This is a genomic window from Exiguobacterium sp. s140 (genome assembly GCF_018617035.1).
GTDB lineage: Bacteria > Bacillota > Bacilli > Exiguobacteriales > Exiguobacteriaceae > Exiguobacterium > Exiguobacterium profundum.
The window spans coordinates 94,972-115,538 of the sequence record NZ_JACSJK010000005.1; the positions used below are offsets into that span (position 1 = coordinate 94,972).

Annotated in this window: 19 protein-coding genes, 2 tRNA genes and 1 other annotated feature; of the genes, 9 read left to right on the forward strand and 12 right to left on the reverse strand. The window is 46.8% G+C overall.

From position 1 onward, the window contains the following. Positions 1 to 20: 20 nt before the first annotated feature. From KNO61_RS15135 to KNO61_RS15155, 5 genes are all read right to left on the reverse strand, one after another. Positions 21 to 1,481 carry an MDR family MFS transporter gene (locus KNO61_RS15135; RefSeq protein WP_214873768.1) on the reverse strand — a complete coding sequence of 487 codons (1,461 nt, stop codon included), beginning with the start codon at positions 1,479 to 1,481 and terminating at the stop codon, positions 21 to 23. Between the two features lie 175 nt (positions 1,482 to 1,656). Further along, the gene (locus tag KNO61_RS15140; RefSeq protein WP_214818485.1) at positions 1,657 to 2,949 is read right to left on the reverse strand and encodes an ABC transporter substrate-binding protein; all 1,293 of its coding nucleotides are present in this window, start codon (positions 2,947 to 2,949) and stop codon (positions 1,657 to 1,659) included. Between the two features lie 159 nt (positions 2,950 to 3,108). Beyond that, the gene (gene asnA / locus KNO61_RS15145) at positions 3,109 to 4,089 is read right to left on the reverse strand and encodes an aspartate--ammonia ligase (RefSeq protein ID WP_214689142.1); all 981 of its coding nucleotides are present in this window, start codon (positions 4,087 to 4,089) and stop codon (positions 3,109 to 3,111) included. Between the two features lie 69 nt (positions 4,090 to 4,158). Then, positions 4,159 to 4,399: a binding site (T-box leader), on the reverse strand. A 105-nt stretch (positions 4,400 to 4,504) separates the two neighbouring features. Beyond that, a complete protein-coding gene (locus KNO61_RS15150; protein WP_078146321.1) occupies positions 4,505 to 5,407 on the reverse strand; it encodes a carbohydrate ABC transporter permease in 903 nt (300 codons plus the stop codon). Next, entirely contained in the window at positions 5,404 to 6,309 is a 906-nt protein-coding gene (locus tag KNO61_RS15155; RefSeq protein ID WP_015880804.1) for a carbohydrate ABC transporter permease, read from the reverse strand. Before KNO61_RS15155 ends, KNO61_RS15150 begins: the two co-directional genes overlap by 4 nt. A 244-nt stretch (positions 6,310 to 6,553) precedes the next feature. On the opposite strand from KNO61_RS15155, the gene KNO61_RS15160 reads away from it, so the two are divergent. The 3 genes from KNO61_RS15160 (at position 6,554) to KNO61_RS15170 (ending at position 12,306) form a co-directional block, all read left to right on the forward strand. Beyond that, positions 6,554 to 8,239 carry a formate--tetrahydrofolate ligase gene (locus KNO61_RS15160; RefSeq protein WP_214873770.1) on the forward strand — a complete coding sequence of 562 codons (1,686 nt, stop codon included), beginning with the start codon at positions 6,554 to 6,556 and terminating at the stop codon, positions 8,237 to 8,239. Positions 8,240 to 8,253: 14 nt separating this feature from the next. Next, positions 8,254 to 9,162 (forward strand): alpha/beta fold hydrolase, encoded by a 909-nt coding sequence (locus KNO61_RS15165; protein WP_078146319.1) that lies wholly within the window; start codon positions 8,254 to 8,256, stop codon positions 9,160 to 9,162. Between the two features lie 171 nt (positions 9,163 to 9,333). After that, the gene (locus KNO61_RS15170; RefSeq protein ID WP_214873772.1) at positions 9,334 to 12,306 is read left to right on the forward strand and encodes an SH3 domain-containing protein; all 2,973 of its coding nucleotides are present in this window, start codon (positions 9,334 to 9,336) and stop codon (positions 12,304 to 12,306) included. 39 nt (positions 12,307 to 12,345) lie between these two features. On the opposite strand, the gene KNO61_RS15175 is transcribed toward KNO61_RS15170, so the two are convergent. Genes KNO61_RS15175 through KNO61_RS15185 form a run of 3 tightly spaced genes read right to left on the reverse strand, consistent with a single transcriptional unit; the run spans position 12,346 to position 13,672 of the window. Next, positions 12,346 to 12,759 (reverse strand): DUF3805 domain-containing protein, encoded by a 414-nt coding sequence (locus KNO61_RS15175; protein WP_214689132.1) that lies wholly within the window; start codon positions 12,757 to 12,759, stop codon positions 12,346 to 12,348. Then, entirely contained in the window at positions 12,756 to 13,310 is a 555-nt protein-coding gene (locus KNO61_RS15180; RefSeq protein ID WP_148209495.1) for a hypothetical protein, read from the reverse strand. Before KNO61_RS15180 ends, KNO61_RS15175 begins: the two co-directional genes overlap by 4 nt. 2 nt (positions 13,311 to 13,312) lie before the next feature. After that, positions 13,313 to 13,672, reverse strand: coding sequence for a hypothetical protein (locus KNO61_RS15185; protein WP_031421018.1), 360 nt, complete (start codon positions 13,670 to 13,672; stop codon positions 13,313 to 13,315). A 137-nt stretch (positions 13,673 to 13,809) separates the two neighbouring features. On the opposite strand from KNO61_RS15185, the gene KNO61_RS15190 reads away from it, so the two are divergent. The 4 genes from KNO61_RS15190 to KNO61_RS15205 all read left to right on the forward strand — a co-directional run bounded on the left by KNO61_RS15190 (position 13,810) and on the right by KNO61_RS15205 (position 15,544). Beyond that, positions 13,810 to 13,883 (forward strand) — tRNA-Gly (locus KNO61_RS15190). A gap of 15 nt (positions 13,884 to 13,898) precedes the next feature. Beyond that, positions 13,899 to 13,972 (forward strand) — tRNA-Gly (locus KNO61_RS15195). A gap of 156 nt (positions 13,973 to 14,128) precedes the next feature. Then, the gene (locus KNO61_RS15200) at positions 14,129 to 14,929 is read left to right on the forward strand and encodes an MBL fold metallo-hydrolase (RefSeq protein WP_214758227.1); all 801 of its coding nucleotides are present in this window, start codon (positions 14,129 to 14,131) and stop codon (positions 14,927 to 14,929) included. Between the two features lie 408 nt (positions 14,930 to 15,337). Continuing rightward, positions 15,338 to 15,544, forward strand: a complete 207-nt coding sequence (locus KNO61_RS15205) for a DUF3006 domain-containing protein (RefSeq protein WP_015880796.1) — start codon at positions 15,338 to 15,340, stop codon at positions 15,542 to 15,544. Between the two features lie 49 nt (positions 15,545 to 15,593). Here the strand turns inward: KNO61_RS15205 and KNO61_RS15210 are convergent, their stop codons facing one another. Then, a complete protein-coding gene (locus KNO61_RS15210) occupies positions 15,594 to 16,160 on the reverse strand; it encodes a TlpA family protein disulfide reductase (RefSeq protein WP_251028333.1) in 567 nt (188 codons plus the stop codon). 75 nt (positions 16,161 to 16,235) lie between these two features. Between KNO61_RS15210 and KNO61_RS15215 the strand changes: the two genes are divergently transcribed. Next, the gene (locus KNO61_RS15215; RefSeq protein ID WP_214873775.1) at positions 16,236 to 17,090 is read left to right on the forward strand and encodes an aldose 1-epimerase family protein; all 855 of its coding nucleotides are present in this window, start codon (positions 16,236 to 16,238) and stop codon (positions 17,088 to 17,090) included. Between the two features lie 39 nt (positions 17,091 to 17,129). Here the strand turns inward: KNO61_RS15215 and KNO61_RS15220 are convergent, their stop codons facing one another. From KNO61_RS15220 to KNO61_RS15230, 3 genes are all read right to left on the reverse strand, one after another. Then, a complete protein-coding gene (locus KNO61_RS15220) occupies positions 17,130 to 17,348 on the reverse strand; it encodes a PspC domain-containing protein (protein WP_015880793.1) in 219 nt (72 codons plus the stop codon). A gap of 20 nt (positions 17,349 to 17,368) precedes the next feature. After that, positions 17,369 to 18,076: an SDR family oxidoreductase gene (locus tag KNO61_RS15225; protein WP_015880792.1), complete on the reverse strand. Its 708-nt coding sequence runs from the start codon at positions 18,074 to 18,076 to the stop codon at positions 17,369 to 17,371. Positions 18,077 to 18,155: 79 nt separating this feature from the next. Continuing rightward, positions 18,156 to 19,352: an LCP family protein gene (locus KNO61_RS15230; protein ID WP_249199034.1), complete on the reverse strand. Its 1,197-nt coding sequence runs from the start codon at positions 19,350 to 19,352 to the stop codon at positions 18,156 to 18,158. A gap of 196 nt (positions 19,353 to 19,548) precedes the next feature. Between KNO61_RS15230 and KNO61_RS15235 the strand changes: the two genes are divergently transcribed. Next, entirely contained in the window at positions 19,549 to 20,463 is a 915-nt protein-coding gene (locus KNO61_RS15235; protein WP_015880790.1) for a hypothetical protein, read from the forward strand. Positions 20,464 to 20,567 lie beyond the last annotated feature (104 nt).

The window sequence follows — 20,567 nt, forward strand, 5'->3', positions numbered from 1 at the left end:
TCCTTCATCATACCCTTGTTTTACGAACGCTGTGAAGGTTCCGGTGGGCGGGCCGGCAAACGGGTTGCGATGATGAATGCAATCACGGCCGCAATCATCGCCCCGATGAAGATCCCATTCAACCCGGTCGCGATGATTTGTTCACCTTGCAGACGGACAGAGGCGCTTAATGTCTCCGTCACACTTTGATTGAAGAAGTCTTCCAAAGACACTTGGGATAACGCACTACTTTCTTTAAAGTCGTTGAGCACTACGAAGTTAAAGACAGCTCCAAACACTGCTACACCGAGCGTTTGACCGACCGTACTTAAGAAGGAGTTGGTCGCGGTCGCCGTTCCTCGTTGCTGATAGGAAACGACGGTTTGCAAGACGACGATAAACATCGGCTGTGACAATCCGAATCCTACCCCAATCAAAGCCACCGCACCATATACCCAGAAATCCGAGCTTGATTGGGATAAGAGTGTCAACGTGAACGTTCCGATGACGAGTAACCCCATACCAACCAACGCGCGACGTTTCGGGGATGCCACACCGAGCGTCCGTCCTCCGATAATCGATGTGAATGTCCATGCAACAGACAACGGCATCAACATGAATCCAGCCTCGGTTGCTGTTTTTCCTAATACTGCTTGCGCCCAAATTGGGATATAAGCTGACATTGAAACGAGCACCCAAGCTGCAAAAAAGACAGAGCCGTTGATGGCCGCAATCGTTGGTTGCTTGAGCAAGTCAAACGGCAATAACGGAGAGGTTGCTCTTCTTTCCGATAGGAAGAATCCCCCTAACAAAACAAGACTAAGTACGCCACTTCCAACGATGGTCGTCGTCCATTCATTCGTTTCACTGAACGTGATCAAGGCGTATAAAAACGCGGTCGTTCCTCCAGCGAACAAAAGAGCACCTTTCAAATCAATCCGTTCGCTCGTTTCAGCGACGGTTTCTTTGTAAAAGACGATAATCATGATAAACGAGAGTAACGCAAATGGCACGTTTAGTAAGAAGACGTAACGCCAAGACAACGTTTCGACCAAAAATCCACCGATAACGGGACCGAGCACACCTGATACACCCCAGACCGCACTTAGAATGCCTTGAATTTTCCCACGCTCTTCGTATTTATATAAATCTCCAATAATCGTCATCGAAATCGGAAGCACGGCTCCGGCCCCGAGACCTTGCAGCGCTCGAAAGACAATGAGTTTTTCCATCGATGTCGCTAACCCACATAACAATGAAGACACGGTGAACAACCCGATTCCAAACAATAGAACGCGCTTTCGCCCGAATAAGTCTGCCACTTTTCCATAAATCGGTGTCGAAACCGCCGTAAAGAGTAAGAAGGCAGCAAATACCCAGCTGACGAGCGTCGCTCCGTTCAACTCACTTGCGATGACCGGTGTCGCAACCGATACGACTGTCCCTTCAATCGCCGCTAAAAAGGTTGCCAGTAAGAGGGCAACCGTCACATTTTTTCTCATTCGTTCCATCTCCCCAAAAAATAGTGGCGTCGGAAGGTTCCGAGCACCACTTCAACTGTCTTTTATTTTGTGCGAGTCGCGTCCATTTGACAAGTGTCATCTGTCAAATCGAAGAAGAATTCTCGACATAAAAAACACAGACGGTGAAGGGGTCGTTTCACCGTCTGTGCCATGCTTATTTCACTTTGTCTTGCCATACTTTCGTGAAGTCTTGGAGCATCTCTTCACCTGTTTTTTGTCCACCGACATATGCCTGCATGAGGGCACCATATTCATTCACTGCACCATCCGGATACTTGAACCAGTTCCAAGAGAGGGTCTTCCCTTCATTCGAATACGCCAAGATATCGTCTGCGAGTGGTCCAAGGTCGTTAGCTTCAATCGACTTGAAGGCAGGGATGAACTTGAACTTGTTGACCATGTAGTCTTTCCCTGTATCCGACGTCACCATCCACTCTAAGAAGTCTTTCGCTTCTTCTTTATACTTCGAGTTTTTGTTGACGACCCAGTTGTTCGGGACGCCGACTGGAAGACGGTCCATCTTCTCCGCATCGTCATTGATCGGGATCGGGACGAAGCCCATCTCCATATCTGGATTTACGTCGAGGATCATTTGTTGTGCCCAGTTCCCTTGTTGGAGCATTGCCGTCTCTCCTTGGGCGAACTGTGTGACTTGAGTATTGTAGTCCGTCGTCAACGGGTTTTTGTTTCCGTATTTAATCGTCAAATCAAACAATTTCAAAAACTCTTGGAACTGTTCATTGTCTTCAAACTTCGCTTTATTCTCATTGAGCGCTTGAATAAATGCATCCGGGTCGTCTTGTTGCGCCATTGGAATGTTCAACAAGTGAATCCCTAAAATCCAGAACTCTGCATAACCGACAGAGAACGGTGTGATTCCCGCTTGCTCAAGTTTCTCAGCAGCATCCGTCAGTTCAGAGAGTGTTTTCGGTAACTCTTTGATTCCCGCTTTTTCAAAAAGTTCTTTATTATAGATGAATCCGTAACCTTCGAGGTTCATTGGCATTCCGTACAGTTTACCGTCCATCGTCATCGGCTCTTTCGCGACCTCTGTCAAATCTCCGACCCACTTCTCGCTTGAGAGGTCCTCGAGTTTATCTTTCCATGTTTGTGCTTCCGTGAATCCACCGTTGTTGAAGATATCCGGTTCATTTCCTGAGGCGAATTGTGATTTGAGGGCCGCACCGTAGTCTGCTCCACCACCGACGGTTTGAACCGTCACTTTCACACCCGTCTCCTCTTCATACTCTTTTGCCATCGCTTCAAGGTCTTTCGCAATCTCTGCTTTGAATTGGAAGACGTTTAACGTGACGTCTTTTTTGTCGCCACTATCTGCATTCCCTTCAGAAGAACCTTCGTCCGTGAGTGATCCGCCGCCGCAAGCCGCGAGTGATAAGACCATTCCAGCCGTCATGACCGCTGTAGACAATTTCCACTTCCGTTTCATCTCATTTCCTCCCTTAACCTTATCCATCTTTACAAACTCAACTTTAAATGAAAACGCTTCCACAATGTAGGTGTCAAAATTGACGGATAGGGTGGAAAATGTTGCACAGAAAAACAGGACTCTTTTTTCGAGTCCTGTTCCGTGTTTCTTCTTATTATATTACAACAAGCTGATGCCAGCTTCTTGGCACGACTGAATGACTTCTTGCGGCCAGACCGATGTTTGCACTTCCCCGATATGACGTGCGCGCAACAGATACATCGCGACACGTGATTGGCCGATTCCGCCCCCGATTGTAAGAGGAAGCGTTCCTTCGAGCACGCCTTGATGGAATGGATACGCGCGCTTCTCTTCCGCATCTGCTTTCTTCAGTTGCGCATCAAGTGCCACTTCGTCGACACGAATGCCCATCGATGACAGTTCAAATGCTGACTCGAGCTCAGGGTGCCACACGAGAATGTCTCCGTTGAGCGACCAATCATCATAGTCTGCCGCTCGTCCATCGTGTTTCATACCTGAAGCGAGAAGATCTCCGATCTGTGAGATGAAGACCGCACCGTACTCTTTACAGATAGCCGTTTCACGTTCTTTCGGCGTCATGGTCGGATACGTATCCTCCAACTCCTGACTTGTGATGAAATGAATCATTTCCGGAAGAATCGCTTCAACACCGTACGCTTTCTCTACTTCTGCTTCTGTTTCACGGAGCGCAGCGTAAATCGACTCCACCGTTGCTTTCAAATATTCCATCGTCCGTTCTTCTCGAGCAATCACTCGTTCCCAGTCCCACTGGTCGACGAATAAAGAATGTGTCGCGTCGAGTTCTTCGTCGCGTCGAATGGCACGCATCTGAGTGTACAATCCTTCACCGACACCGAATCCGTAACGACCGAGCGCTTCACGTTTCCATTTCGCGAGTGACTGAACGATTTCAAGTTCATGTCCCGGATACATCGTATCAAACTGAATGATACGCTCCACGCCGTTTAAGTGATCGTTGACCCCACTCGCCGACTCGACGAATAGCGGTGCTTGTACTTGAATCAGTCCGAGTTCACGTGAGACTTTCTCCTCAAAGAGTGCCTTTACTGCTGCAATCGTCTGCTGTCTTTCTTTCATCGTGCTTGTTGCTGTTGTCATTTTCCGTTTCCTCCAATTGTGGAATATTTGAAAATGAAGCCATGAAAAAAAGCCCTCCATTCCCATCGAACATGGGACGGAAGACTTCGGTTCCGCGGTGCCACCCAAATTAGTAGACGAATCTACTCACTTTTTCGAGACAATCATCTCGTAACTCCGATAACGGGGAGCGGTCCGGCTACGTCTACTGGCAAAGCGTTCGGGTAGCGACTCCAGGAAGTTTTTCGACGAAGGGTTAAGACCGGGCTCACACCACCCCCGGATCGCTTGGCTCACTACCTTCGTGTACTCGTCCTTTCGACGTCGTTCACAATTGAATTGAGTTCATTATTATAAATATTCAGATTAATGTCAACGATTTTTTTCAAAAAAAAATAATCCTCCGTGTAGCGAACGGAGGATTCCCTTGGGAGGGTTATTTAATCGAACCACTTGTGATCCCTTTGATGATATGCTTTTGCATGCCGAAGAAAAAGACCAGAAGGGGAACGATTCCTAACACTAAACCTGCTAATGCCAAATCCCATTGTTTCGTGTACTGTCCAAAGAAATAGAATGTCGCGAGCGGGATGGTCCGTAACTCGACATCACGAAGAACAAGCGATGGTAATAAGAAGTCATTCCAAATCCATAGGCTGTTCAAGATGACGATTGTCACCGTGATCGGCTTGAGAAGTGGAAAGACGATGCGCCAGAAGACACCCCATGTCGAGCAACCGTCGATGATGGCGGCTTCTTCAATCTCCTCAGGAATCGACTTCATGAATCCGTGATAGAGGAACACTGAGATACCAGACCCAAACCCTAGATACATGACGATCAGGCCCCAATGACTATTCAACAGACCGAGGATACTCGAAACTTTCACGAGCGGAATCATGATGGACTGGAACGGAATGACCATCGCTGCCACGAACAAGAAAAAGATCATTGTGGAAACCCAATGTTTCGTCCGAACGAGTTTCCATGCCGCCATCGAGGTGAAGATGACAATGACCGCATTCGCTCCGACCGTGATGAGAAGGGAGTTCAAAAAGACACGTCCATAATTCATCGCTTCCCATGCTTCTGTATAGTTTGAGGTCAACCACTCGTTCGGTAAGGCGGACGTATTCGTAAAGATTTCAGCCATCGATTTGAACGAGTTGGCGACAACGTAATAGAACGGGACCAAATAGAGTAGTCCGAGCAAGATGGCGACGAGCTCAATAATTCCAAGGTTCCAAGAATACGTTCCCGGGCGAAGTGGACGCTGCGGGATGCGCTTCGGTGTCTTCTCTACGTTTCTCTCGACATGTTCCAATTTTTCCGTCGTCATGCTTCCACCTCCCGTTTTTTCGTCACGTACACTTGCGTCACCGTAATCGCAGCCACGACCAAGAAGAAGATGACCGCCTTCGCTGACCCGAGACCATAATTGTTATTCACAAAAGACTCCGTATAAATATTTAAGGCTAACATCTCGGTCGATTTGAATGGTCCACCATTCGTGAGCGACAAGTTCGTATCAAACACTTTGAATGACCAAGAGATGGTCAGGAACAAACAGATGGTAATCGATGGCATAATCATCGGTAGCGTGATATGGCGGAGCATCTTAAGACGATTCGCCCCATCAATTCGTGCCGCCTCCATCAAATCAGTCGGCACGTTTTGTAGCGCCGCGATGTAGATGACCATGACATACCCGCCACCTTGCCAGATGGCGACAATCACGATTCCCCAAAATGCCGTTTGCGCATCTCCGAGCCATGGTAATTCGAACAGGCTCCACCCCGTCAACGCACCGATCGAGGCAAATCCTTTTACATAAATGAACTGCCAGATGAACCCGAGAATTAAGCCACCGATCAAGTTCGGCATGAAGAAAATCGTGCGTAGGAAGTTTCGCGTCTTAATGTTCATCGTCAATAATAGCGCCAATGAGAAACCGACGATATTCGTCAATAGGACAGACACAAGCGTATATTTCGTCGTAATCCAAAAAGAAGCGCGGAACTGCTCATCTTCAAAGAACAAGCGATGATAGTTATCCAATCCAACAAAGTTCAGTTCTCCGGTGACACCGTTCCAGTCAGTGAAACTATAGTAAATGCCATTAAAAAATGGGATGAGTACGATTGCGACAAATGCCAGAAAAGCAGGTCCGACAAATGCTATAAAACTCGCAGGTTTCTTCCAATTCCTTCTGCGTTTCGTCCGTTTAGTAGTCTCATTCATGTGTATCGCCTCCACTATCAATGTATCGTGTCAGACCTTTTATGAAAACGGATACATTTGACGGAAAGGGTGGAAAATATTGAACGGAATGAATGAGTTTGAAGGCGTGATGAGTTATGATAAAATCAATGATATTACGAACGGATTGAATATGTTTTGCCTTGATTCATATTTTAGTCCGAAATTCCCGAATGATTTTTAGAGATTAAAAAGATATCGTTCGACAAACGGAGGGGCTTTTTGAATGACAACGACGAAACCATTATCTGACCTTACGATTGCCCAACAAGCCAAAACCTTGCCGATTAAAGACATCGCAGCAAAAATCGGATTACACGAAGATGACCTGGATCTTTACGGAAAATACAAAGCGAAACTTTCTTACGATGTCCTCGAACGCGTGAAAACGCAGGAAGACGGAAAACTCGTTCTCGTCACAGCGATCAATCCGACACCAGCTGGTGAAGGAAAATCGACGGTGACAGTTGGTCTCGGACAAGCGTTGAACCAGTTGGATAAACAAGCAATCGTCTGTCTGCGCGAACCTTCACTCGGTCCGACGATGGGTCTAAAAGGTGGCGCTGCTGGTGGTGGCTTCAGTCAAGTTCTCCCGATGGAAGACATCAACCTCCACTTCACAGGTGATATGCATGCGATCACATCGGCCCATAATACGATCAGTGCCATGATTGACAATCACTTGCATCAAGGAAACGACCTTGGGATCGATGTCCGACATATCGTCTGGAAGCGTGTCCTTGACTTAAACGACCGCGCACTTCGTCATGTCACGGTCGGTCTCGGTGGTCCTGCTCACGGAGTCCCTCGTGAGGACGGATTTGATATTACCGTCGCTTCGGAAATCATGGCGATTCTCTGTCTGGCCGATTCATTGGACGACCTCGAAGAACGCATCAAGCGAATCGTAGTCGCCTATGACCATCAAAAAGAACCAATCACGGCAGAACAAATCGGGGCGGCCGGGGCGGCGACGTTACTGTTGAAGGAAGCCTTTAAACCGAACCTCGTCCAAACGCTCGAACAAACGCCTGCACTCGTTCACGGCGGACCGTTCGCAAACATCGCGCACGGATGCAACTCATTGATCGCAACGAAGACTGCATTAAAGCTTGGGGAGTATGTGGTGACAGAAGCTGGGTTCGGTGCCGACCTCGGGGCAGAAAAGTTCTGTCATATCAAATCTCGAGTCGGTGATTTGAATCCGGATGCGGTCGTACTCGTTGCAACCGTTCGTGCTCTAAAAATGCACGGTGGCGTTTCAAAAGATCAACTTCACATCGAGAATGTCGGTGCAGTCGGCGAAGGATTAAAATTACTCGCCAAACACATCGATACGATGAAAAAACTCGGTCTGCCTACGGTCGTCGCATTGAACCGTTTCAATTCAGATACAGAAGAGGAACTTGCAACCGTTCTTGATTGGTGTGCGGCACACGGTATTCGTGCTTCGCTCAGCGAAGTGTGGGCAAACGGCGGGCTTGGGGGGCGACAATTGGCCGAAGCAGTCATTGACGCCGTCGAGTCGAACGAAAGTAAACTGACGCCTCTATATGAGTTGACCGATTCAATTGAACAAAAGATTAAAACCATTGCGAGAGAAGTATACGGTGCTGCAGACGTCGTGTTCACCACCAAAGCACAAAAGCAAATGAAAGATGTGCAGGCGAACGGCTGGTCGGACCTTCCCATTTGTATGGCGAAGACACCGTTCTCCCTCTCAGACGACCCTTCAAAATTCGGTTATCAACAAGGATTCACCATCACCGTTCGCGAATTAAAACCTTCAGTGGGAGCAGGATACCTTGTCGCCTTAACTGGCAACATGTTAACGATGCCAGGGTTACCGAAACATCCAGCGGCTCTCAATATGGGAATTGACGAATCTGGAAAAGCAATCGGCCTTTTCTAATAGGGGGATGACACATGATCGTATCACAGTTGACGTATCCTGACGGGTATCAAACAGAAGTCATGCACGTTCAAGCAGAGCAATCGATTGGAAAAATATTCATGTTTCATGGGATGCTCGAACATCACGAAAGATATATTGAGTTTGCACAGTTTATGGCAGATAATGGCTATGACGTATTTGTGTGTGACTTGCGTGGTGCAGGTACAAGCGCTCATGATCAACAGTCTTATGGACACCTTGCTCCTGGCGATGGCTTTCAGCAACTTGTCGAGGATGCTCGATATCTAATCGACCGTTACGAGGATGGGCGCCCTACTTATGTGTTAGGTCACAGTTTCGGTTCCCTGCTTGCTCGTCGACTCGGTCAAATCATGGGGCATGCCTTGGCTGGATTGATTGTCGTCGCCCCGCCCCCACATCCTGGGGTCGCAGGTGAAGTGGGACATCGTTTAATCGCTACCGTCATGAAACGGAAAGGTGCCACCCATCAATCACATTTCTTTGAACGCCTCTTGTTCGGACGTTACAACCTTAAGTTTTTACCTGCTCGAACGGATAGTGACTGGCTCTCAAGTGTTCCAGACGAAGTCGACTCCTATCTCGCCGACCCAAACTGTGGCGGTCTGCCTTCCCTCGGTTTTTTACATGAAGTGACACGTGCTTCCTTAGATGTCACCACGGCCGCACGGATTCATGAACATCCGAAGTCCCTTCCAGTTCTGTTCGTTGCCGGAGTGGACGATCCTGTCACGCATGATGGTGAAGGATTGAACGGAATCATTAAGAAGTATCGAAATGCGGATGTCGAACTCGCAGTCGTCACATACGACAATGCCCGACATGAAATTCTTCGCGAAGCGCACCGTGAACAAGTGTGGTCAGATATTCTTACTTGGATGAAGCAAAATAGAATCCATTAATTTACTCAATCCCCTTTTATAAGGGGATTTTTCATTTACCTGATTTTAGAAAAAATATTTTAAGCATTTACCTTTTTTGAAATTCTGCTTCTTCTTTCCAATTTTTAAGTACGTTATACTTAGACCGCAATCACTTTTAATCACGTTTTTTCATCCGAAAGGGGTAACATATTGAAATCGACACTCTCACGATTGGGGGTTGCCACCATCGTCTCAGGTACGATTCTGAGCACCCTTGCGCCTCTCCAATCATACGCAGCAACATCCGAAGGAACAGTCAACACACCCATTTTAAATGTACGGTCTGAATCATCGACATCGTCTTCAATCGTTGGCAAGTTAACAGAAGGAACGATGGTAGACGTATACGCCGTCAACGATGAATGGGCACAAATCAACTTCGAAGGTCAAAAACGATACGTTTCTTCTACGTATTTGACGATCGGCTCATCTATAACAACGGCGTCTACTTCATCTGCTTCATTATATGTAGCTGAAATGAACGTTAATCTTCGTTCTTCGATGTCAACGTCTGCTTCCATCGAAACGGTCATTCCAAAAGGATCACTCGTAACGCATGTCTCAACACATGGTGCTACAGGATCTTGGTATAAAGTACAATTTGGTACATATACAGGATATGTGGCGGCACGATACTTTACCGAAACGAGCCCTACATTTTACGCGTCTACGACAGCCGTTCTATATGACAAGACAGGTACTGGCGCATCGAAAATCGCTACGATTCCAGAAGGTGCGAAAGTCACATACTTAGAATCTTTAGGAACGACGGGATCTTGGTACAAAATCGAATACGGTTCCCTCGTCGGTTATGCACCGGCACGTAACTTTACACCGACTCCGCTTGCTCCAGAAGCGGTCACGACATATTACGCAGTGAAGAATGTCGCGCTCTACAACGGTTCAGGAACTGGTGCATCAAAAATTGCAACAATCCCACTCGGAGCAGAAGTGAAGCGTGTATACGTGAACGGATTGAGTTCATCTTGGTATAAGGTGCAATACGGGGACACGGTCGGCTATGCGGCCGCGCGTAACTTCTCGACATCAAAACCTGAAGCCGTCGTCAAGACAACCTATTATGCCGTTCGAGACCTCGTGTTATATGAGTCATCCGCTTCTGGAGCGGCTCGTCTTCGCACGATTCAAGAAGGGACAAAAGTCGTCCAAGTATCGGATGCCAACTTATCGGACTCTTGGTTCAAAATTGAATATGATGGAGTCACCGGCTTCGCTGCCGCTCGCCATTTTTCTACGAAGGCACCTGAAGAAGTGACGATCACACCATACTTTGCGATTCGAAATGTTGCGATGTATAGTTCGTCTGCAGCCGGAGCGACAAAGGTTGCGACGATTCCATTCGGTGCAAAAGTAGAACAACTTTCGCAAAGTGGGCTTTCTAGCTCTTGGTTCAAGATTCGTTATGACGGAAAAACAGGATATGCGGGTTCTAGTCACTTCTCATTGAAAGATCCAGAGGTCGTGGTGAAAACAGATTATTATACAACGCGTGACGTCGTTTTATACAACCGCTCGGATGCAGAAAAAGTGAAGATTGCAATCATTCCGTTCGGTACGAAAGTTCAGCAAGTGTCGGAGCCTGGTCTCACGGAGCGATTCTTTAAAATCGAATACGGTCCGATCACAGGTTATGCGACGGCGGACTACTTCTCGAAAACAGCACCGTCAGACGAACAATATGAAGAAGAACGCCAAGTTCGCATCTATGTAGACGGGAACGAGCCCCTCAACGTTCGTTCTACGCCTGATTCATCATCGACGACTAATAAAGTCGGAACGTTAAGTACGGGAACGATTGTCAACATCAAACCGATTGTCGGTTCGAAATGGGCACTTCTTACGAGCGGGACGTATAGCGGCAACTATATTCATACCGATTACGTCGTACCTGTCACAACGACCCCACCTGCGACAGGCATCACGAAAAAAGTTTCGTATACGAGTTATCCGATGACAGTTCGTCAGATGGCAGACCGTCAAGTGGCTCAATTCGCCCAAACGGATGCACATCGATACGATGAAGCCTACCTACCTCGTGCTTGGGTAAGTGTCAACGGATCGACAGGAAAGATTGTGAAATCTGAGATGACTGTTGTCTCAGGGTTAGGAACCGCTTTGAAGATGACAGCCTCTTCAAGCTCGTCCTCGCTCGTCACCATTCCATATGGTGCGTCAATTCAATACGTTGACCGTTATACTTCGGGGTCAACCGTTTGGTATAAAGTAAAATACGGCACGATGACCGGTTACGTGACACCGAGTTCAGTCGTCGGAACCGCCAACATTTTAAGCCGTCCAATTTTAACATCTCATGCGTACGGTCAAATCAATACTGGTGAAACCGTTACGATTACAGGTCAATCCGGCACTTACTATACGATTTCGTATAAACGACCGGCTGGACACAATATCCGTGTCTTTGATAACACTTGGCGTCGTGCATCAGTTGATGACCTTCTCCCATACGTCGATCCTAGCCAGATTGATGCAAACTCTCGATCATTCTATCAATTCTTAGATTTATCGAAGAGCGCCGGGACAACTGCGACAACATTGAACAAGGTCCTCACATCCAAAGGAACGCTCAGCGGACAAGGCCAGGCATTCGTGGATGCGGCTAGTATGTATGGTGTGAACGAAGTGTATCTTCTCTCGCATGCCATCCTTGAAACTGGACATGGTACATCCCTTCTCGCAAAAGGAGTTCCTGTCGATAAAGATGGGAATGCATTGATCAACTCGAGTGGGAATCGGATTTATCCGGAACGTCCTGTTGCCGCAACCGTCTATAATATGTACGGTATTCAAGCAACAGATAGCAACCCTCTTGGAAACGGCGCCAAATACGCCTTCCAACAAAAGTGGTTCTCTCCTAAAGAAGCGATTATCGGAGGAGCTTACTGGATTGGGGCTAGCTATATCAATCACCCGACATATAAACAAAATACGCTGTATAAGATGCGCTTCAATCCTTCTTCACCAGGAACGCACCAATATGCAACGGATATCGGATGGGCCGCAAAACAAACGACAAGCATCTATAATATCTATCAATCACTTGATGCTTACACACTCAACTTCGATGTACCAAAATATCAGTAACAAAAGGAGACACGCGCCTCGTTGGCGTCGTGTCTCCTTTTATGTCCACTTAATCGAATCGATAATGGACTCGATTTCCATCTTTTCATCGGTCACCTGATCGGCTACGTAAGTTAAGAATAAGAGCCGTTTCCCGTCGGTCAAGGACCATACATCTAAATGCATCCCATCTTCAATCCCACTTGCGTAGGCCGTTGTCATATCACTCGTTTCAGTCGTGACACTTGGAGCAATCTTCACATCAATCGGGAATTCGCCTAAGAACGTATTCAATTCGCTCATAGCGGATTGTTTTGGTTCTTGCGAATCTTCTGATTCATAGATTGAGATTTGAAGCGTCCCTTGCGCATCCGCTTCCGTCGAGTAAAAACTCACATAGTCTTCCTCTTCGCTGTATTCATAATGTTCCGGATACGTCAGGCGGAACCACCCATCAATTTCGTACTCTTTCATGCTGTTTTCTCCTTTACTTGCTTGAATGCCAGCCCTGTGACCATTTTAGCTTGAAGCGCGTACTTCAAGCGTTCGGTCACGTATAGACGTTGGCTATTTACGTCTTGGGCGATCATATGTCCAAATAAGTTCATGCGGACAGTTTGATTGGATAGGAAATAGAGTCGATCCGCACTCAGCGGACGATATTCGTTCGAATGTTCAAGGTATTCGATTTCAAAGCGGCGGAGGACGTTCAGCGCACAGTAACGATCGGTTTTCCCGGTACTCGTATGAAGCTCGACACGAACGAGCTGAACGTCATACGGACAGACATTCATAAAGATTGGTCCCACCCGCTCATGGATCAAGAGGATACCCATATCGGTCTCAATTAAATCTGGCAGGGCTCCTTCATCTTGCGAGATGCTCAGCACGACATACGGTCGGTTTGTCGGTGCAAGCAATTCCCCTTTATAAAATCGAAATCGTTGAATTCCTGTTAGAACCCGGGCACGCCAAGCACTCCCTCGAGCCTCGGCTTCCATCCGATACAACCTCTCTCCACTCACGCTTACTCCCCCTTCACTTGTTTGAGCGCATCGACGAACGTTTCCCATTCTAGGTTGTCACAAACAACCTTATTTTCCAATCCCCATTCTTCATCGATTGTCAAACGTACTTCGTTCGATTGTGCGTGACGGGTGACTCGAAGATCTCCTATTTGAATCATATCCGGATGAATCTCAAACGTCATACTTGGTAATCCGACCCACTTGATTCGATTCGTTCGTAACACAACCTGCCATTCTTGTTCATGATGGATCGAAAACGTCCAACTTCGGAGAGACACCGTCGTGTTCGTTTGTTTCGATTGTTTCAACATTCGAAACCCTTCACCCATCAGTCGTAAATATGATTTTCGCTCACTCATATTTCATTTCTCCCCTTTTTTCTATTATCTGCGTTGTGAATAGGATTCTGCAACCTAAAAAGTTTTTTAAAAAAGGGTTTGCAAATTCCATCGTATATGCTATTATATCAAAGTAACGTTAAGAGTTCATACGTTTCGCGGGTGTAGTTTAATGGTAAAACCTCAGCCTTCCAAGCTGATGACGAGGGTTCGATTCCCTTCACCCGCTCCATATTTTTTCTTTCATGCGGGTGTAGTTTAATGGTAAAACCTCAGCCTTCCAAGCTGATGACGAGAGTTCGATTCTCTTCACCCGCTCCAATATCGACATATACGCGAGAGGATCTCGCACACATACACTGCACGGTTGAGACCTTGCAAAAGCAGAAAGTCACACGACTTTCTGCTTTTTTGTTGTTCCATCCATTGTTTTGGGGAAAAGAGAGATTGAATCCATACAGACGAGGAGGAACCCCATTGATTCAAGCGAAGCTGCAATCCTTTACCGTATACGAAAGCGCGTTGATGCGAACGACATCGACCCTCATCGATACACCGGATGCCCTTTTATTGATTGATCCGACCTGGCTCCCGGAAGAAATCGCGACGATTCGGCGTGACATCGAGTTACAGCGTCGCAATCGTCCGCTTTATGTCATCTTCACACACCATCATTTTGATCACATCATCGGAGCTTACGGCTTTTCAGATGCAACAACGATCGCCTCACAGGCTTTCGTCGATGCAGACTCATCTGACCAATTAAATGAGATTCGCGAGTTTTATGAACAGTATTACATTGATCACCCGATTCAAAAACCTGACATCGACCTGGTCATCCAACCCGATCAAACGATTTTAATCGGTTCGGTGCCCGTAACCTTCCTTTCCACACCCGGTCATGACGCGACACATATATCCGTTCTCATCGAATCCATGAATCTTCTCGTCTGTGGGGATTACGGTTCCAATGTCGAGCCACCGTTTATCGAACACGACCCAACCGCCTATCTTGATACGCTACAAACCTTACAATCACTCATCTACGAACATGAGATTCGTTGGTTCGTACCAGGGCACGGTGACTTGTGTGACAGCCGAAGTCACATGATTGAGCGATTGAGTGCGGCGGAAGAGTATATCTTGGCACTCCCTGAAGAACGCCACTGGTCCCCTGCATGGCCAGAGCACGCCTTTTTTGACCGTGTTCATGAGCGGAATCGAAAGATGGTGGAACAAAAAGAGACCGATCGCCGGTCTCGACAACAAGATATATAAAAAAATCGCAACATCTCCCCAAGACGTTGCGATTTCCCCCTATGTAGACCTATTTCTTTGTGACGCGTTCTGAGCGGACCGTGAACATACGGTCAACCCCATAGATCGTTACTCCCGTCAGAGCGAGTAACCCAATCATTGCAGAAGAAAACATGACCATCCCCCCATTGTTCACAGTTTCGTCATAATCACCCCGTGGTTTTATTATAAAAGACCACCTTCAAAAAAGAAAGCGTTTTCTTCAAACTTTCTTCACATTTCTCGAACGTATCCTCTACCGCTTATCGATATAACTTGCTCACAGTGATTAGACAGGCACGTGTAAAGATGTGTAGCTTTTGTGGAATGTGGGAATACATGATGTAAGGATAAAAAGAGACAGAAGTTGCTCGTCGAGGAGGAAGAGGTATGATTAAGTACGGTACATTGGTACGGATCGAGGGAAAATATGCCGTATTGAGATGGAATAACGGCTCAAGCTTCATCCCTAGACGTTTCCTACCATCCGAAGCACGTGTTGGTGATACGATTATTCGAGACAATCATCATTATTATCTTGAAGAAGATATGACCCCTAACTTTGATGCGTTGATCAAGCAACACTACAAAAGCTGAACGGTCTGCCCACTCTAACCGGGCAGGTCGTTCAGCTTTTTTGAACGGGTCACTTTAAAATGTCGTCAAGTTGTTGTTGGAGCCACGCCTCGTCAACTGGACCCGTTTTTTTCGCCACGATGATTCCTTTTGCGTCTAGAACGTACGTTGTCGGTAATGCGACAACTCGATATTGTTGCTCGACAGCGGCCTCTTCATCTAACAGAATCGGAAAATCGACGGGATACTCATTCAAGAATGCCTCCACGTCCTCTTTTCCTCGTCGCTCATTTTTAGTGACGTTCACACCAAGTACTGGGATACCTGTCGCTTCTTCAAACGATACAAGTTCAGGGAACTCCTCCCGACACGGTGGACACCAAGAGGCCCAAAAGTTAATGACGACCGGCTGTCCTTGGAACTCAGAAAGGGTCATCTTCTCCTCATCTAACGTATTCAAAGTGAAGTCCGGGGCTTGTTGCCCCACTTCGAGTCCTCCTAATACCGATTCATCTTGGACGATCGGAACCGCCTCTTCTTTCTTTTGTGTCATCATATATTCCTCGTAGCCTTTATATGCGAGGCCAGCAATCAATAGAAGGATCAGCGTTCCAATACCAATTCTTTGTAAGCGCATCATTTACCCCTTGTTTGTTTTACTTAAGATTTCTACACTTAACTTATCATAAACCCGTAAAGGAGCGTATGGATTGTGCAACTTCAAAACGAGAAAATACAGATAACCTTAAAGGCACAAGGTGCTGAGATGACGAGTTGGAAAGTATCCGGAACTGAACTCTTATGGCAAGGGGACCCGACCTATTGGGGACGACAAGCCCCGATCCTCTTCCCGATTGTGGGTCGATTGCTCGATGATCAATATGTATATGAGGGAAACACCTATACGATGAGTCAACACGGATTCGCCCGGGACGCTATGTTCGAGGTCGAATCTTCTACTGCCACGTCGATCCGCTTCACATTGAATGATACATCGGAATCGCGTCAACACTATCCATTCCCATTCACGCTGACCGTGTCCTATCAACTTGTGGGCGAAGAAGTGATTGTGACGTATCGTGTCCATAACCCGGGCGAAACGACGTTACCGTTTAACATCGGTGGTCATCCTGCATTCAACATTCCGTTCGTGGGCGGGACATTTGAAGACTACGTGATCGATTTCGGCGAAATCCGCTCCCTCGATCGCTACTTGCTCGAGGGCCCTTATTTAACAGGCGCGTATCAACCACTCGGAGAACGTCAGTATATCCCCCTCACTCGGTCGTTATTTGACGACGATGCACTCATTTTTGAGAAAATTGAGTATGCTGCACTCCGACATCAACCAACCGGCGCAGCCATCGTGATGGAGAGTCCCTCTTTCACGCATTTCGGCATCTGGTCTCCGCCGCAGAAAGACGCTCCGTTCGTCTGTTTGGAACCTTGGTTCGGACATGCGGATTATAAAGGCCATCGAAAAGATTTCCTACACAAAGAAGGGATCCAACTCCTCCCACCAAACGAAACGTTCGAAGCGAGTTATACATTATATATGGAAAACTAAAAAAATCAATCCGACGTCTTGTCGGATTGATTTTTTGGTTTAGAAGCGATCGTCTTGTTCGGCTTCATATTCTGACACTGGCTTTTTCATGATGAGCGCCAGAATGATATAAATGAGGAGTCCCGGACCACCGAGAAGAGCCATCGCCACAAATAGGACACGCATAATGGTGACGTCCACCCCGAGATAGTTTCCAAGCCCTGAACAAACACCGGCAATCACTTTATTGTTTGGGTCTTTATAAAGTTTCCGTTCCATGTCGTCTTCTCCTCAACTCGTTATGATCGTTGTGGTCGACGTAATGTCGTTCTTCCTCCGTTCGCCACCTCTCCACGCCCTTCAAAGTCGAGCGCTTCATTAATCGGTGTGCTACCAGACTTGATTTCGATTCGACGACCGTACAGACCCCGGTTGTCGAGAGACGCTGCGATGACAGTTGCGACATCCGTTTCGGAAATCGTCGCACCATCCGCATCATTCAAGTCCTCTGATGCTTCGATTGAACCTTTACTCGGTTCATCGACAATGGTCACTGGGCAAATGATCGTATAGTTCAAACCGCTATGTTCGATATACTCGTCAGCGGCATTGTTAGCTGACAGAAAGTTGAAGAGTTCTTTCGGTGCAGCGTTCGGTTGATCGGCGCCATAGGCACTGAGTAAGACGACATGACGTACCCGTTCCTTCTTGGCAGCATCGATGGCATTCATCGCAACGTTTCGGTCAAGCAGTTCAATTTCAGTGCTCGAACCATCCGCGCCGGCAGTTGCCGCGATAATAACGGCATCTTGTCCACTTGTCGCCTCATGTACTTTCTTCTCGAGTTCTGTCTCGACATCAACCGTCAATACGTGTGCACCCATTTTCTCGTACTCTGCTTGTAGTTCAGGATAACGAATTAAAGCGGTCACTTGATGGGTTTTCGCCAGGCTTTTCAATACACGTTTCCCGATCTTTCCTGTTGCTCCAATGACTAAAACTTTCATTCAAATTTCCCTCCTCAAAAGAGTAGTTCATTTGATTAAAATTCCTCTTTCAAGTCAGAATCAAACCCTTTTCTTAAAATTATCTGACAGTACCCCAAACGGATAAATCAAGGGCGTCTCGAATCGCCTGCACGCTCTCTTCTAACGGTTCATAGTAATACACGTTATTGATATAAGCATCTTGACCCTCGACTTGCATCTTATTCACCTCAGGATTCGAGATCATCGTCAATCCGACAGATGCCATTTGCAAGACGTTCATCTCAAGTCCCATTTCTTCTTTCATGAAGCGGTACGTAGCCGGAATTTTTGTCCAACCTGAAGGACTCGCCAGCTTTTCAGCGACAGCTGTCATGACCTCCGTTTGACGATTCGAACGCGCTCCGTCTGTATCCGATTTACGGTGTCTCGCATACGCCAAGGCCATGTCTCCATCCATTGCATAGGAAACACCTTCTGTATACTCATACGTCTGGTTGAACCCTTTCTCGCTAAACGAATGCGTCGCCGTGACATTCACCCCACCGATTAGATCAATCAATTCCATGAACGATTCGAACGTGATGACGACTTGTCCATCGACCGAGGCATCGGTCAGCCCTTCCACGGCACCAATCGTACACTCTGCGCCGCCGAACGCGAACGCATGCGTAATTTTGTCACCTTCACGTTCAGGTTCACATGGAATCGCTGTATACGTATCACGTGGAATCGATACGTTCTGAACAGTCCCAGAACGTGGTACGAACTCCATCAACTGCAGGGAGTCTGTACGAGATCCTGACAACGATTCCCCTACCCGCGCATCGCTCCCCATAATGAGGAATGTGAATGGAGCAGTCGCAAAATATCCAACAATCAGTAGCATCGCAAGTAGGAAAAGGACAGCTTTCCCTTTCCATTTACGCTTTCGTTTCGTTGGTTGTTTAGACGCATGATCCGTTTCTCGTTTAGCGGGAGTAGATGGTTTCGATGGTCTCGTCGTCTGTCGGGATGTTGGACGAGATGATTTCCGTTTCGAAAATAATGAAACCCGGGGTAGTCGTTTCCGACTCGACTTTGCCGTCCCATTTTTCGTCCTTGGAGATTCTTTCGTTTGTTCATTTAAAAAGGGATGTTCTGATTGGCGTGTTACCCGTTCACGCTGTTGTTCAGATTGTGCATGTATAGAGGGCTCGTCCGCTTGACCATGGTCCACACGAGACGATTCGATTTCTTGTTGTTCTAATTCGCGCTTTCTACGTTCAACACGCGATAAATGTTGTTCATCTTTCATCATTATGATCCTCAACTTTATCAATTTTTCTCTATTATCCCGAACTAGCCATCATCTGACAACGTTTCTTACGAAAATCCGTCTTAAGCATGAGAGCAAATGATTGTTTCAGATGAAAACCGGGAAAGGAATAATAATTGGTGTCTGCCCAAATCAAGATTGCCTTCGAGAAGTTTGACTGAAAGGAGGAGAGCTGATGCGCATCGGAAAGTTACGCGTGTTGTTAGAACAATATGGCGAGGCGACGTTACGCGATTTGCTCGTCGAAATGTACCGCCACACTCCTAAAGATGTGATTGATGATCAAGATTTTGATTTTATGATCAGCCAATACACGCGCTATAAAGAGAAAAAAAATTCTGAAGAGCGACATTCGCTCTCGCAAACCATCACCTTGGCGGAACGGTTTGTTGATTCTGCGTATGAACATTTGTACATTCGTCCGAATCAAGTCATGTCAGAACGCGACCAAAAAAATTGGTACATCCACGCTAAAAAAATCATTCGCGATTTAGCACATTACGCCGAGGAATATACAGAAGCACGGACGATGTATGAAGAAATGTTTTACCTCCTCTCTACATCGGCTGGCGAAGAACCGCTCTTCTCTACGAGTGACCCATTTCGTCTTTTAAAAATTTCACAAGTCACCATGCTCAAACAACTCATTCACTATTATCAGCTCGATGCCCCGATTGATACCGTTTGGATTGACCGCGCCCTATACACCGCACTCCACGTGCCAAAAGATGTTGATTCTACACGAATCGATTTACTCTCAACGCTACCTATCGAACACAGTCATGCCAATACAAGAAAAATCCTCCACTCTCGTCTCTTAAAACTTTGCGATCGGATGTTAGAAAAGTCCCAAACAGAGGATACCGCGCTCGAAAACTATCAAGCGCTCAAGATGTTAGAACTCCGCCTTCTCGTCGCTGAAGGGAATTTGAAAGAAGCGGAACAAAAATTGTTCGCTGAATATATCCCATTCTTTTCTCATCGCTCCGAACCATTTCGGGTATATGTCGACTTTTTAGAGAGTCACGGACACACTAGTGAGACGAAGCGCTTAAAACGAATTGCTAAAGAAAAGCGAATCCGATTTTAAAAAAAGGGAGTCAATCGATGGGATCGATTGACTCCAATACATGATATGAACGAGGGGTGTTCATTTGAAAAGGAGGACAGAAAGTTGGTGCAGAACTTTCTTCC